The sequence below is a fragment of the Psychrobacter sp. LV10R520-6 genome (assembly GCF_900182925.1).
Classification (GTDB): Bacteria; Pseudomonadota; Gammaproteobacteria; order Pseudomonadales; family Moraxellaceae; genus Psychrobacter.
The window spans coordinates 3,185,115-3,199,502 of the sequence record NZ_LT900024.1 but is presented as its reverse complement, the minus strand read 5'-3'; the positions used below and the strand labels follow the sequence as shown (position 1 = coordinate 3,199,502).

The window sequence follows — 14,388 nt, the reverse complement described above, 5'->3', positions numbered from 1 at the left end:
TTGGGGTTTATATTTTTTAAGCCGCTTACCATTATCAGTGCAAGTATCCCTACAACACCCCAATACCACTCAATAGCAACTGTCCACCAGCGAACAATAGCAATACTCCGAAGGCGCGTTTTAGCATTAGGGCTGGCAATTGATGTGCAAGCTTGGCACCGACTTTTGCCATAATAAAACTGATGACTGAAATACATAAAAATCCAGAGATATGTACAAAGCCTATCGTGCCATCCGGTAGATTGACCTCACCTTGACCAAACCAGGCAAAGCCCAGTGCCCCTGCAATAGCAATCGGGAGTCCACACGCAGCAGATGTGCCCACCGATTGCTTCATCGGGAGTCCTGCCCAATTCAAATACGGGACGGTCAAACTACCGCCGCCGATACCAAAAATAGACGAGGCCAAACCAATCCCGGTACCCGCGCCAAACTGCACGCCAGTAGGCGGTAACGGCTTACCCACTTGTTCTTTAGTAGAGAAGAATAGCATTTTTAAGGCGACCAACAAGGCTCCTACACCGATAATGGCTTGCAGTGCTTGACCATTAATCGCGTCAGCAATGCCCGCCCCAATCAAGCTACCAATGACCAAACCAATTGCCATGCTGCGCCAAACTTCCCAGCGCACACCGCCACGCTTATTATGCGCCGTCATTGAACTGATTGAAGTCACAACGATGGTCGCAAGGGACGTACCAATCGCTAAATGAGTGACTACTTCAGGCGGGAAATTATAGGCCGTGAAAATCCACACTAACGCCGGCACAATAATCATCCCGCCGCCCACACCAAATAAGCCAGCGCTGACTCCTGCGAACGCTCCTGCAATCACAAACCATACATATAACATCATCGAGTTTACCTTTTAATGTACTCATCTTTTATTATGCTTGCTTTTATTGTACTGAATTATCTTACTTAACTTTTATTGAGCTTATTTTTATATGATAATAAGATGACGCTCTTACTGTTCCATCCGTGACGCCTACTTTCTTTTGTTTTCCACAATCGCCTCAGTATATCAAAGATTACCCACGCTACATTAACCACATCGACTAAACTTATGCCGCTATCAGTCCTCTTAACAAACCTCAATCATCGCCACGTTATCAGCAGTCCATCAACCAATAGCGAGCTGATTGACGCCATACAAAACGAATCTCTTAGCGTAGATGAGCCCCACCTGTTGACTACTGAAACCCAAACTGCAGGTCGTGGACAACGTGAGCGCTCGTGGCAGTCACCGCGCGGCAATGTTTATCTGTCACTATATCATCCGGTACAAGTGCCGATCAGCGGTCTACTGTCCTTAGTCATCGGCGTTGAGCTGGCAAAAATTCCCGTCATACAAACGCTTAATGAGCAACTGCGTGCGCAAGGATTAGCACCTATTGGGGTAAAATGGGCCAATGACTTGGGGTTTTATTCTCCATCATCTCAATGTAAAAATAATGCTGAAACAGAGGATAGCCATTCAAACATTAATGACTTTAATAAACTGGCTGGCATTTTGATTGAGCCGGTATGGCGTGCCGGTAAACTAATTGGCGTGGTGATGGGGGTTGGCTTAAATATACGAGCGACACCAGCGCTAACCACGCAAACGAGTGAAGGGATGAGCTATCAGGCAATTAGCTTACAAGACATTTATGAAAAACTACACCCTGTCGATGCCTCACGCGCGACTGAGCTGTCTCAGCAAGAAAACAGGACTGCCTTGCCAGACTTACAAGCGCTGTATGGGCAAATCAGTCAGGCTTTGGTCGCAGCAATGACAAGCTTTGAGCAATTGGCTAAAGAAAAGACGACGGCACAAACTCGTTATACCGACGAATTTATGACCCAGTTTGCCACAATGGATGCGCTGGTAGGATTACGGCTGCGTGTGACCCAAAACCATAACGATAACGATAATGATAATGATAATGATAAACTGCATATTACCACTGGTTATGCTTGTGGTATTGATACGTATGGTTGTTTGCAATTAAGGCAAGATAACGGTAAGCTTATCGCGCTTTTTACTGGTCGTATTGACGTTATTAATGATACTTAAACGGCATATACAACGGGCACTTATATAAGGATATTTATGCTCTGGCTTGACTTGGGAAACACCCGTCTTAAATACTGGCTGACCGATGATATTGGGCAGATTGTCTCGCATGATGCCAAGCAACATTTGCAAGCGCCTGCCGAATTGCTTATGGGTTTGACGGATCGCTTTGAGCGCTATGCCCCTGACTTTATCGGTATCTCGTCAGTGCTGGGTGACGAATTAAACGTAAAGGTCTCAGAAACCTTAAGTCGGCTGGATATTCCCTTTGAGTTTGTCGATGTTGATGCCGCTCATCCATTAATGGGTAGCGCTTATAACGCTGACCAATTAGGATGCGACCGCTGGCTACAGATGCTGGGCGCCGTAGATAAGAAAAAGCGCCAATGTGTGATTGGCTGCGGCACGGCAGTGACTATTGATCTTATTGATCATGCGGAGCATTTAGGCGGCTATATCTTCCCTAATATCTATCTTCAGCGTGAGTCCCTTTTTTCAGGCACTAAGCAAATTACCATCTCTAACGGCACCTTTGATAGCATTACCCAAGGCATCACCACACAGGATGCGGTACATCGGGGTATCTTGTTATCTATAGTTGGCGCGGTGAACGAGATTACCAACCGTCACCCAAACTTTGAGCTAATCATGACTGGTGGCGATGCGGCTATGATTGCCCAGCATGTCAATCGTCCGGTGCGACTGCGTGAAGACTTACTATTAAATGGCTTAGCGCGATATTTTGATCACAGTCATGCCAAATAAACATGCCAAATAAAATAGATACCCAGTAAAAAAAGCCAATAAGTGATTAACAAAAAAAGCAGTAAGTCTTAGACCTACTGCTTTTTTATTGACTAATTTTTCATATCAGCCTGTAGTCATAAACTTATTATTACAGGCTGATTAAATCACATTATACTGCGGTTATTTGGTTTCATTAAACAATTCACGACCGATTAGCATACGGCGGATTTCACTGGTGCCCGCGCCAATCTCATACAGCTTGGCATCGCGCCATAAACGACCAAGCGGATATTCATTGGTATAGCCATTACCGCCAAATATTTGAATGCCTTCGCCTGCCATCCACGTGGCTTTTTCTGCACACCATAAAATGACACTGGCGCAATCTTTACGAACTTGGCGACTGTGTCCAGCACCGCGTTGGTCCAACATGTCGAGGTTTTTACCGACCGTATATAAAAAGCTACGCCCTGCTTGTAGCACGGTGTACATATCTGCGACTTTACCTTGAATCAACTGAAACTCACCGATGGCTTGGCCGAACTGCTGACGGTCATGGATATAAGGCACTACATTATCCATAACTGATTGCATGATACCAATCGGACCAGCAGCCAATACCGCGCGCTCATAGTCTAAGCCGCTCATCAATACTTTAACGCCAGTATTCAATTCACCTAAAATATTTTCTTTAGGCACTTCAACATTATTAAAGGTCATCTCGCCAGTATGGCTGCCACGCATACCTAATTTATCGAGCTTTTGTGCGGTACCAAAGCCTGCCATACCTTTTTCAACGATAAAGGCGGTCATACCTTTCGCACCAAGCTCAGGATTGGTTTTGGCATAAACCACCATCACATCAGCATCAGGGCCATTGGTAATCCACATTTTGCTGCCGTTTAAAATATAATGACCGTCTTTTTCTTCGGCTTTAAGTTTCATACTGGTAACATCGGAACCAGCACCGGTTTCACTCATGGCAAGCGCACCGATAAATTCACCACTGAGCAGCTTAGGCAGGTATTTCTGCTTTTGTTCTTCATTGCCGTTACGCTTAATCTGATTGATACATAAGTTTGAATGGGCACCATAACTGAGCGCAACCGACGCAGACGCGCGGCTGATCTCTTCCATCACGACCATATGCGCGACGTAGCCCATATCGACACCGCCGTAAGCTTCTGGAACGGTGATACCATGAAGGCCTAAATCACCCATTTTTTGCCATAAATCCATTGGGAATTCATCGCTAGAATCAATCTCAGCGGCACGCGGGGCAATTTCATTCGCCGCAAATTTTTGCACCATATCACGTAGCGCATCGATATCTTCGCCAAGCTGAAAGTTTAATCCGGGTAAACTCATAATTATTCCTTATATTTTAGGTTCTAATCTATTAATATTTTTAAAGGTTATTAGCGCGCAGGGTGCTTTTATTAATTTATAGCTAAGACTGACGTTGACTGATTAATGCACGCGTGACATTTGAGCCATTAGGACGCTCTAAAAACGCACTGATACGCTCGCCCGCACTGACCAACTTATCTAGATCAATACCGGTACGGATACCCATACCGTGCAGCATATAAACCACATCTTCAGTCGCCACATTACCAGTGGCGCCTTTAGCATAGGGACAGCCACCAAGTCCGGCAACCGAGGTATCAAATTCACGTACCCCTAATTGTAGTGCTGCTAAAGTATTGCTTAAGGCTTGACCATAAGTGTCGTGAAAGTGACCCGATATCGCTGATATATCAACATGCTCAAGCGCTGCTTGTATGGCACGCTGAACTTTAATCGGTGTACCAACACCAATAGTATCGGCAATGCCAATCTGTTCTGCCCCAATCTCGACCAAACGTTCGGTCACATAAGCCACTTGACTGGGATCAATTTCGCCTTCATAAGGACAGCCGACCGTACATGAAATGACACCGCGAACTTTGATACCTTGGGCTTTAGCAGCAGCAGCAACTGGAGCAAAGCGCTCGATACTCTCATCGATGCTACAGTTGATATTTTTTTGGCTAAAGGTTTCACTTGCTGAGCCAAATATCACGATTTCATCAGGACGATGTACAATCGCATTTTCAAAGCCGCGCATATTGGGTACCAATACCGAATAACAAACATCATCATTTCGTGTTGGCTTAAGCGCGTCCAACAGCTGGCTATTATCACCCATTTGCGGTACCCATTTAGGCGAGACGAAACTAGTCGCTTCGAGCTTTTTAATTCCTGCTGCCATCAGGTCTTCAATCAGGGCTTGCTTGATGGCAGTCGGTACAGTTTTAGACTCATTTTGCAAACCATCACGCGGACTAACGTCAACGATCAATACCTGATCTGGATACGAGTGTTTCATGATTGCCATCCTTTTTATTGGTCTGTTTTTACTGATCTAACTGTTAGTTTGGTTAGCGGGCTAAAAACTGCTGTGCTAAAATTTTAAAAAAGCCAATTTCGGGAACAGGTATTTCCAAAAACCGCAATGCTATTTAACTGTCGTTATCATTATCCTTCTTCAGTAGCATCAATCCGCAATAGCTCATCACCATCCGCCACCAAATCGCCAGCTTTAAATAGCAGCTCTGCGACTACGCCATCAGTGGGTGCGGTAATAGTATGCTCAATTTTCATCGCTTCAATAACAGCTAGCGGCTCGCCTTGCTTGACCGTATCGCCTACCGCTACCTTAAAGGCAATCACTTGCCCTGGCATAGGCGATTTTAAACTACCAACGGCAGCGTTCTCTTCGCCGACGTGCGCCATAATATCGATCAACGTTATCTGATCACGCCCAGCATCAGTAAAGACATACACAGTCTCGTTATGTAGCCAGCTCTGAGCGCTAATACGTGTACCGTCTAACCATAAAACATGGTTGTGCGCATCGCTACTTGTGTAGCTGACACTACCCTTGTATAGAGGATCGGCTTGCTTAGTAGTTTGGCCGCCAGCTTGCTGGTCTGTGTCTTTGCCATCATTATTGGTCGTATCATGCTCAATGACCATATTAAAGCGGCTGGCTTTATCGCTAGACTTATTGAAACCACTATCTGAGCATGTAGCACCATTGTGCCAATCACTAATATGCGCTAAATAAGGCTGCTCATCATAAATCAAACTAAACTGCCGCGTATAATCAGTATAAGCGCGAAACCCTGAGGTCTGAGCAAAAGGGTCAAAAGCATTGCTACCCGTATCGACCGACTCAGTGGCCAGCTGCTGAACAATAGCAGTGCCAATGAGCGTTGATAGCTCAAGAGGCTGTTGGTCAAAAAGGTCGGCCCGCTCACGCTCAATTAATGCGGTATCTAGATTGGCATGACTGAATGAATCGGTATTAATAATATAACGTAAGAATGCCACATTGTTCGGTAGGCCAACGATACGCGTTTGTGCCAGTGCGCGATCAAGCTTGGCTAACGCTTGCTCGCGGGTTGGCGCATGGACGATTAATTTGGCAATCATCGAATCATAAAAAGGGCTAATAACATCGCCTTCGCGGACACCGTCATCAAGGCGCACGTCAGTAATGTTAAAGGTACTGTGCTCGGGCTTTTGATAAGTAAATAACGTCCCCGTCGCTGGTAGAAAATCATTGTCAGGGTTTTCAGCGCAGATACGCGCCTCAATAGCATGACCATTGATAACCAGCTGATCTTGGGTTTTAGGTAGCGGCTTGCCGGCAGCAACCAATAGCTGCCATTCAACCAAATCTAAACCAGTAATTGCTTCAGTAACCGGATGCTCAACTTGCAAACGCGTATTCATCTCCATGAAGTAAAAATTCATGGAGGTCTCACGCTGTTCAACGATAAATTCAACCGTTCCTGCGCCGACATAATTTACTGCCCGCGCCGCCTCGATAGCTGCTGCGCCCATTTCCTCTCGCATGCTGATATCAACGCCGGGTGCTGGCGCTTCTTCAAGAACTTTTTGATGGCGACGCTGTACCGAGCAATCTCGCTCAAATAAATGCACATAGTTGCCGTGGCTATCGCCAAATACTTGGATTTCGATATGACGCGGTTTTAGGGCGTATTTTTCAACCAATACTTGATCATTACCGAAGCTGGTAGTCGCTTCACGGCGGCAAGACTCTAATAAGCCGATAAAGTCAGCGCTTTGCTCGACGATACGCATGCCTTTACCACCGCCACCAGCACTGGCTTTAATCAGTACTGGATAGCCGATCTCATCAGCTTGCGCCCGTAAGAATGCGCCATCTTGATTGTCGCCATGATAGCCAGGAATTAGTGGTACGCCAGCGGTTTCCATCAAGCGTTTAGATTCAGACTTACCGCCCATGGCACGGATAGCAGCAGCCGATGGACCGATAAATACTAAGCCAGCATCCTGACAAGCCTGAGCAAATTCAGCATTTTCACTCAGGAATCCATAACCAGGATGAATGGCTTGCGCGCCAGTTTCTTTAGCGATCGCAATAATAGCATCACCTTTGAGGTAACTGTCTTTTGGGGCAGAACCACCCAAATAAACGGCTTCGTCACAGACAGCCACATGCTTGGCATGACGGTCAGCATCGGAATAGACAGCGACGGTGCTAACACCCATACGCTTTGCAGTCGCTGCCACTCGGCAAGCAATCTCGCCACGGTTGGCAATCAAAATTTTAGAAAACATAACTATCCTTGTCTTTTGCCTTATATTTTTATCGTAGCATCAGTTATGGTTGGAACCCTGACCTGACTGTTTGATGCTGTCCGTTTAGTATCACTTTTGCTGCTATCAACAATTAGTCTTTAACAGCTAGTCTTCTGTCTGCCATGCGGGGCGACGTTTTTGTAAAAAGGCTTGCACGCCTTCTTTACCTTGTTCTGAGGCACGGATATCAGCGATACTTTTGACTGTGTCATTAATAAGCTCTGCCGTCATGGGTTGTCCAGCCACTTCATGCAGTAAGGTTTTACAAGTTCTCATCGCATCAGGGCTGTTTTTGACGACTTTGGCACAGAAAGTTGCTACCACATCATTTAGTGACTCTTCGCTGACGCGCTCATGAATAAAGCCCAGCTGACGCGCTTTTTTAGCGTCAAAAACTTCCGCACTCAAAAAGTAACGCTGTGCTGCTCGGGCACCCATTGCGCGAATGACGTAAGGGCTGATAGTTGCTGGCGCGAGACCCAGTCGCACTTCACTTAAACAAAAATTAGCAATCTTAACGGCAAATGCAACATCACATGCGGCTACTAAGCCCATACCGCCGGCATAAACATCGCCTTGAATAGCAGCGATAGTTGGCTTTGGACATTCATAAATGGTCTTGAGCATTTGCGCTAATTTATCAGCATCCGCTAAGTTTTCTTCATAGCTGTAATCCGCCATGGCGCGCATCCAGTTCAAATCCGCACCAGCACAAAACGCCTTACCTGCGGCAGCCAGTACAATAACGCGAACGTCATCGTTTGCGCCTAACTGTTTAAACGCTGCGGTCAGCTCACTTATCATCTCATCATTAAAAGCGTTACGCTTTTCAGGACAGTTTAAGGTGACGGTAGCGACGTGCTGTTCAATAGTGACCAGTAGGCTTTTATAATTATTGATATCTTTTACCGTATCATTTTGCATAATTTTCTCTTTTTAAATATCAGTCAGGCTCAGCACGTTAATTATCACCGCACCAAGCTTATTCTAAATTCTTGTCCTACATTCTAAAGACACCGAACGTAGTCTCTTCAATCGGAGCGTTATGAGCCGCGCTAAGTCCTAGTGCCAACACCTTGCGGGTATCAGCAGGGTCAATCACGCCGTCATCCCATAATCGGGCAGTCGCATAATACGGATGCCCCTGCTCTTCATACATCTCGCGGATAGGCGTTTTAAAGGCTTCTTCATCCTCCTTACTCCACGCCTCACCTTTGCGGTCAAAGTTATCACGCTTGACGGTCGCGAGTACGGAGGCCGCTTGCTCACCGCCCATTACAGAAATGCGCGCGTTCGGCCACATCCATAAGAAGCGGGGACTATAAGCGCGGCCACACATACCATAGTTACCCGCACCAAATGAGCCGCCAACAATAACGGTAAATTTAGGCACTTTAGCATTGGCAACGGCCATCACCATCTTTGCTCCGTGGCGGGCGATACCTTCGTTTTCGTACTTACGCCCCACCATAAAGCCAGTGATATTCTGCAAAAATACCAGAGGGATTTTGCGCTTACAGCACAGCTCGATAAAGTGCGTGCCTTTTTGTGCCGACTCACTGAATAAAATACCGTTATTGGCAATAATACCAACTGGCATGCCTTCAATATGGGCAAAACCGCAGACTAAGGTAGTGCCAAAGCGGGCTTTAAATTCATCAAACTCACTATCATCAACAATACGCGCAATAATTTCTCTGATATCGAACGGCTGGCGGGTATCATTGGGAATAATGCCGTATAGCTCTTTGGCCTCATAACGCGGCGGACGTGGGGTAATTTGATTGGGAATGTGCTTGGCTGGCCGGTTAAAATGACTAACAATATTACGTGCCAGCGACAACGCATGGGTATCGTTTTGCGCCAGATGATCCACCACTCCTGATAGACGCGTATGCACATCACTTCCGCCTAAGTCTTCGGCGGTCACTTCTTCACCCGTAGCCGCTTTTACCAGCGGCGGGCCACCTAGAAAGATAGTCCCTTGGTCTTTTACAATAATAGACTCATCACTCATCGCTGGGACATAAGCGCCACCTGCGGTACAGCTGCCCATCACTACAGCAATTTGTGGAACACCGGCCGCGCTAAGATTGGCTTGGTTAAAGAAAATACGGCCAAAATGCTCTTTATCAGGAAACACTTCGTCTTGATTGGGTAAATTTGCACCACCTGAATCCACTAGATAGATACAAGGCAGATTGTTTTCTTGTGCAATTTCTTGCGCCCGAAGATGTTTTTTAACGGTCATCGGAAAATAAGTGCCGCCTTTTACAGTAGCGTCATTACAGATAATCAAACATTCAGTGCCGTTCACACGACCGATACCAGCAATCACGCCAGCAGCTGGGATATCTTCGTCATACATATCGTATGCCGCCATCGGGGCTATCTCTAAGAAGGGGGTTCCTACATCGAGCAGACGTTCAACACGCTCGCGTGGTAGCAGTTTGCCACGTGCCAAATGCCTAGCACGCGAGCGCTCTGTGCCACCTTGTGCAATTTTGTGCAAATGCTCATATAGATCATCTACTATCACTTGCATAGCGGCGCTATTTTGCTGAAATTCAGCGGCGTTTGGACTCAATTTACTGGTTATGATGGCGCTCATGATATCCCTTTCTATAATTGGCTTTTATGCTGGTCTTTTATTTATAACTTATTTTTCTTTGACTGTGCTTAGCTGCTTCGCTATTTTAAGCCCAGCTCTTCTTTCATATGTTCAACGATTTTAAATTTCTGGATTTTACCAGTAATGGTCATTGGATATTCGCTGACAAAACGATAATAAGTCGGTACTTTATAATGGGCGATATGCTCACTACAGAACAGCCGTACCTCTTCCTCGGTCAAGCTACCTTCTTGCTTGGGAATAATCCAGGCCGCCAACACTTCACCATAACGCTCATCGGGTATACCAACGATTTGGACGTCACGGATATTAGGATGGCGGTAGAGATAATTTTCAATCTCAACGGGATAGATATTTTCACCGCCACGAATGACCATATCTTTGCTACGCCCAACGATTTTGACATAACCGTCTTCATCTATAGTGGCCAAATCACCAGTATGCATCCAACCATCTTGAATGGCCTCACGCGATTTGAAGCGACTGCCCCAATAGCCTTGCATCACCGAATAGCCGCGCGTTAATAGCTCACCGGTTTCACCTATCGGCACAATATCGCCAGTTTCGCTATCGATAACCTTCACTTCAAGTGCGGGCTGTACCAGTCCGACGGTAGAAACTTGCTTATCAAGTGGGGTATGCTCATTAGTCTGGCAAGAGACCGGACTGGTCTCAGTCATCCCATAAGCAATAGTGACTTCGCTCATATGCATCTTATCAATGACCCGGCGCATTACCTCAATCGGACAGCTAGAGCCGGCCATAATGCCCGTACGTAAAGTGGACAAATCAAAGTTTTCAAACTCAGGATGGTCTAGCATAGCGATAAACATGGTCGGCACGCCATGCAAAGCGGTACATTTCTCTTCTTCAACTGTTTTTAAAACCGTCAATGCATCGAAGCCATCGTTGGGATAAAGGATACAACCGCCATGGGTTAAGACCGCTAAGTTACCGAGCACCATCCCAAAGCAATGATATAACGGTACTGGAATACACAATCTATCTTCTTCGGTTAGGTTCATGGCCTCACCGATAAAATAGCCATTATTTAGAATATTACGGTGAGTTAAGGTAGCGCCTTTTGGGGTGCCAGTAGTGCCACTGGTAAACTGCACATTGATAGCATCAGTATTTTTAAGCTGCACTTGCCGCTCAGCTACCCGCGGATCATTGGCATCACCCTCGGCCATCCATGACGAGAATTTCTGCATATAGCCAAAATCTTCATCGCTATCAGGCTCATCAATCCAAACAATACGCTCAATGGTAGGTATTTCGATCAGATCTAGCTGTTGATAGCTTTTATGGTAAATCTCAGGACATAACTCGCCGATCATCTGCGCGTAATCGCTGCTTTTAAAATGACGCATCAATACTAGAGCCGAGCAGCCTAACTTGTTTAACGCATACTGCAACTCAAAGGTGCGATACGCCGGGTTAATATTGACTAAGATCACCCCGACTTTTGCGGTTGCTAGCTGCATTAATAACCATTCAGCATTGTTGTGCGACCAGATACCGATGCGATCGCCAATCTCAAGTCCCATCTCAATCATGCTACTAGCCAGTTGATTGGCCTGTTGCTGTAGCTCACGATACGTCCAGCGGATATTTTGATGGCGTGATACCAATGCTTCACGCTCAGGATATTTATCCGCAATAGCATCAAAAAAGTCGCCGATAGTGGCCTCAATAAGCGGCACATCAGGACCTTTATCATAGCTTTGGGTGAGTGGCGCATTAGCAGAGCGCGCACCCATATTGATGCTAGGGATGTTATTAAGAATGGTATCAAAATAGGAGGGATTGGTCATAACGAGTCCTTTCGTTTTACTTTATTGTTTTACTTTACTATAGCCTGCTGATAGGTTCTATTCTTCCTTGAACCTATTTTGTATCATGCTAACTACTATAACGCCTTCAGTGAAAGACTGTCAATGACATCGATACAATATGTATTACTTAAATAAGACTCAAGCAAAATATTATAAATATTTAAAAAACTATAACCAGTCAAAATATATGGAGAGTTAAAGTATCATAAATATAGAAAGTCAAAAGGGAAAAGCCAGCCATACACTATGATAGTGGGCAGCTGGCTTTTTTATTACTTGAAGTCTTGTTTAATTAATGAGCACGTCGTTATGACGCGATTAAACTATTTTAGGCCTAACTCCGCTTTCATTTGTTCAACGATTTTATATTTTTGAATTTTACCAGTCACGGTCATTGGATATTCAGTGACGAAGCGAAAATAGGTAGGCACCTTATAATGGGCGATATGCTCACGACAGAACTGTCGAACCTCATCCTCAGTCAAGCTGTTTGGCTGCTTAGGTATTATCCACGCCGCCAGTACCTCACCATAACGCTCATCCGGTATACCAACTATTTGGACATCTCGGATTTTAGGATGACGGTACAGATAATTCTCAACTTCTACCGGATAGATATTTTCACCGCCGCGAATAACCATATCTTTGCGGCGACCAACAACGTTAATATAACCCTCTTCGTCCATAGTCGCAAGATCGCCGGTATACATCCAGCCGTCTTTAATAGCCGCACGTGTTTTAAATTGACTGCCCCAATAGCCTTTCATGACGGCATAACCTCGCGTTAGCAGCTCGCCAGTTTCTCCAATCGCTACGATATCACCGGTTTCGGTATCAATAATTTTAACTTCAAGTGCCGGTAGCACCAGTCCTACTGTAGATACTCTCTTTTCAAGCGGGGTATGCTCATTGGTCTGGCAAGATGCCGGACTGGTCTCCGTCATGCCATAAGCAATGGTGACCCCGCTCATATGCATTTTATCCATGACCCGGCGCATGACCTCAATCGGGCAGCTGGAGCCGCCCATAACGCCTGTTCGCAGGCTGGATAAATCAAAGTTATCAAACTCTGGATGATCAAGCTCAGCAATAAACATGGTCGGTACGCCAAGCAAACCAGTACATCGCTCCGCTTCTACCGTTTGCAATACGGTCAGTGGATCAAAACCATCGTTTGGATAGACCATGCAGCTGCCATGAGTCAAGGCGGCCAAATTACCGCCTACCATTCCAAAGCAGTGATAAAGCGGCAACGGAATACATAGCCTGTCTTTCTCAGTTAGGTTCATCGACTCGCCGAGAAAGTAGCCGTTATTTAGAATATTACGATGGGTTAAGGTCGCGCCTTTGGGCGTACCTGTGGTACCGCTAGTGAACTGAACACTAATAGCATCCGTGTTTTTGAGCTGTGCTTGGCGTTCGGCTACTCGCGGATCATTGGCACTGCCCTCTGCTATCCATGCCGAGAACTTTTGCATGAAGTTGAAATCTTCATTACTATCAGGTTCATCAATCCAAATAATGCGCTCAACAGTGGGTATTTCGATCAGGTCCAGCTGGTGATAGCTTTTATGATAAATCTCAGGGCACAGCTCGCCAATCATCTTCGCATAGTCACTATCTTTAAAATGACGCATCAATACTAATGCTGTGCAGCCTAACTTATTTAACGCGTACTGCAACTCAAAGGTACGATAGGCTGGATTGATATTAACTAAAATTATCCCAACTTTTGCGGTTGCTAGCTGCATAAGCAGCCATTCAGCATTGTTATGTGACCAAATCCCGATGCGATCACCAATCTCAAGCCCCATCTCAATAATGGCGCTTGCCAGCTGATTCACCTGCTGCTGCAGTTCTTGATAGGTCCAGCGGATATTTTGATGACGGGATACCAGCGCTTCACGTTCAGGATATTTATCTACAATAGCATCAAAAAGGTCGCCGATAGTCGCTTCGATTAACGGCACATCAGGGCCTTTATCATAGCTTTGAGTTAAGGGCGCATTAGCAGAGCGGGCACCCATATTAACGTGGGGAACATTATTAAGAATAGTATCAAAATAGGAGGATTGTGTCATAACGAGTCCTTTCGTTTTGCTTTATTGGTTTACTTACTTGTATTGCCATGTAGCCGTATTCATAGCAGATATTGCCGTGTGAGCGCTTAATATGCTAATGGTTATAGATTATTAACCTGCCATATTCTTCCTTAAATATATTTGCTATAACCCTATGTACTATAATGCCTTCGATGAAAGACTGTCAATTTTATTGATACAACCTGTATCACTTAATAAAATGAATAGCTCTTCATTTATACTGTAAAAATAAAAAAAGCCAGCGGCATGTCTTATAATGCGACGCTGGCTTTAAATTTTAAGTAACTTACTAAATTTTAAGTAACTTACTAAATTTTAAGTAACTTGCTAGAT

General features: G+C 45.3%; 10 protein-coding genes. 2 read left to right on the top strand and 8 right to left on the bottom strand.

Going from position 1 to position 14,388, the window contains the following annotated elements:
• Positions 1 to 49: 49 nt before the first annotated feature.
• Positions 50 to 853, bottom strand: a complete 804-nt coding sequence (locus tag U1P77_RS13395; RefSeq protein WP_321156712.1) for a sulfite exporter TauE/SafE family protein — start codon at positions 851 to 853, stop codon at positions 50 to 52.
• A gap of 213 nt (positions 854 to 1,066) precedes the next feature.
• On the opposite strand from U1P77_RS13395, the gene U1P77_RS13390 reads away from it, so the two are divergent.
• The gene (locus U1P77_RS13390) at positions 1,067 to 2,059 is read left to right on the top strand and encodes a biotin--[acetyl-CoA-carboxylase] ligase (protein ID WP_321155445.1); all 993 of its coding nucleotides are present in this window, start codon (positions 1,067 to 1,069) and stop codon (positions 2,057 to 2,059) included.
• Positions 2,060 to 2,095: 36 nt separating this feature from the next.
• Positions 2,096 to 2,824 carry a pantothenate kinase gene (locus U1P77_RS13385; protein ID WP_321155444.1) on the top strand — a complete coding sequence of 243 codons (729 nt, stop codon included), beginning with the start codon at positions 2,096 to 2,098 and terminating at the stop codon, positions 2,822 to 2,824.
• A gap of 162 nt (positions 2,825 to 2,986) precedes the next feature.
• Here the strand turns inward: U1P77_RS13385 and U1P77_RS13380 are convergent, their stop codons facing one another.
• The 7 genes from U1P77_RS13380 to U1P77_RS13350 all read right to left on the bottom strand — a co-directional run bounded on the left by U1P77_RS13380 (position 2,987) and on the right by U1P77_RS13350 (position 14,034).
• Positions 2,987 to 4,174, bottom strand: a complete 1,188-nt coding sequence (locus U1P77_RS13380) for an isovaleryl-CoA dehydrogenase (protein ID WP_321155443.1) — start codon at positions 4,172 to 4,174, stop codon at positions 2,987 to 2,989.
• An 82-nt stretch (positions 4,175 to 4,256) separates the two neighbouring features.
• Entirely contained in the window at positions 4,257 to 5,177 is a 921-nt protein-coding gene (locus tag U1P77_RS13375) for a hydroxymethylglutaryl-CoA lyase (RefSeq protein ID WP_321155442.1), read from the bottom strand.
• 149 nt (positions 5,178 to 5,326) lie between these two features.
• Entirely contained in the window at positions 5,327 to 7,462 is a 2,136-nt protein-coding gene (locus U1P77_RS13370) for an acetyl/propionyl/methylcrotonyl-CoA carboxylase subunit alpha (protein ID WP_321155441.1), read from the bottom strand.
• A gap of 126 nt (positions 7,463 to 7,588) precedes the next feature.
• Complete coding sequence (locus tag U1P77_RS13365; protein WP_321155440.1) at positions 7,589 to 8,407, bottom strand: enoyl-CoA hydratase/isomerase family protein; 819 nt, start codon at positions 8,405 to 8,407, stop codon at positions 7,589 to 7,591.
• Between the two features lie 76 nt (positions 8,408 to 8,483).
• Positions 8,484 to 10,094, bottom strand: coding sequence for a carboxyl transferase domain-containing protein (locus U1P77_RS13360; RefSeq protein ID WP_321155439.1), 1,611 nt, complete (start codon positions 10,092 to 10,094; stop codon positions 8,484 to 8,486).
• Positions 10,095 to 10,174: 80 nt separating this feature from the next.
• Positions 10,175 to 11,932 (bottom strand): AMP-binding protein, encoded by a 1,758-nt coding sequence (locus U1P77_RS13355; RefSeq protein ID WP_321155438.1) that lies wholly within the window; start codon positions 11,930 to 11,932, stop codon positions 10,175 to 10,177.
• Between the two features lie 344 nt (positions 11,933 to 12,276).
• The gene (locus tag U1P77_RS13350; protein WP_321155437.1) at positions 12,277 to 14,034 is read right to left on the bottom strand and encodes an AMP-binding protein; all 1,758 of its coding nucleotides are present in this window, start codon (positions 14,032 to 14,034) and stop codon (positions 12,277 to 12,279) included.
• Between the last annotated feature and the right edge of the window lie 354 nt (positions 14,035 to 14,388).

Bases quoted from the DNA above. Each gene is read 5' to 3' on its own strand.
- U1P77_RS13395 (WP_321156712.1), bottom strand. From the start codon at position 853: ATGTTATATGTATGGTTTGTGATTGCAGGAGCGTTCGCAGGAGTCAGC.
- U1P77_RS13390 (WP_321155445.1), top strand. From the start codon at position 1,067: ATGCCGCTATCAGTCCTCTTAACAAACCTCAATCATCGCCACGTTATC.
- U1P77_RS13385 (WP_321155444.1), top strand. From the start codon at position 2,096: ATGCTCTGGCTTGACTTGGGAAACACCCGTCTTAAATACTGGCTGACC.
- U1P77_RS13380 (WP_321155443.1), bottom strand. From the start codon at position 4,174: ATGAGTTTACCCGGATTAAACTTTCAGCTTGGCGAAGATATCGATGCG.
- U1P77_RS13375 (WP_321155442.1), bottom strand. From the start codon at position 5,177: ATGAAACACTCGTATCCAGATCAGGTATTGATCGTTGACGTTAGTCCG.
- U1P77_RS13370 (WP_321155441.1), bottom strand. From the start codon at position 7,462: ATGTTTTCTAAAATTTTGATTGCCAACCGTGGCGAGATTGCTTGCCGA.
- U1P77_RS13365 (WP_321155440.1), bottom strand. From the start codon at position 8,407: ATGCAAAATGATACGGTAAAAGATATCAATAATTATAAAAGCCTACTG.
- U1P77_RS13360 (WP_321155439.1), bottom strand. From the start codon at position 10,094: ATGAGCGCCATCATAACCAGTAAATTGAGTCCAAACGCCGCTGAATTT.
- U1P77_RS13355 (WP_321155438.1), bottom strand. From the start codon at position 11,932: ATGACCAATCCCTCCTATTTTGATACCATTCTTAATAACATCCCTAGC.
- U1P77_RS13350 (WP_321155437.1), bottom strand. From the start codon at position 14,034: ATGACACAATCCTCCTATTTTGATACTATTCTTAATAATGTTCCCCAC.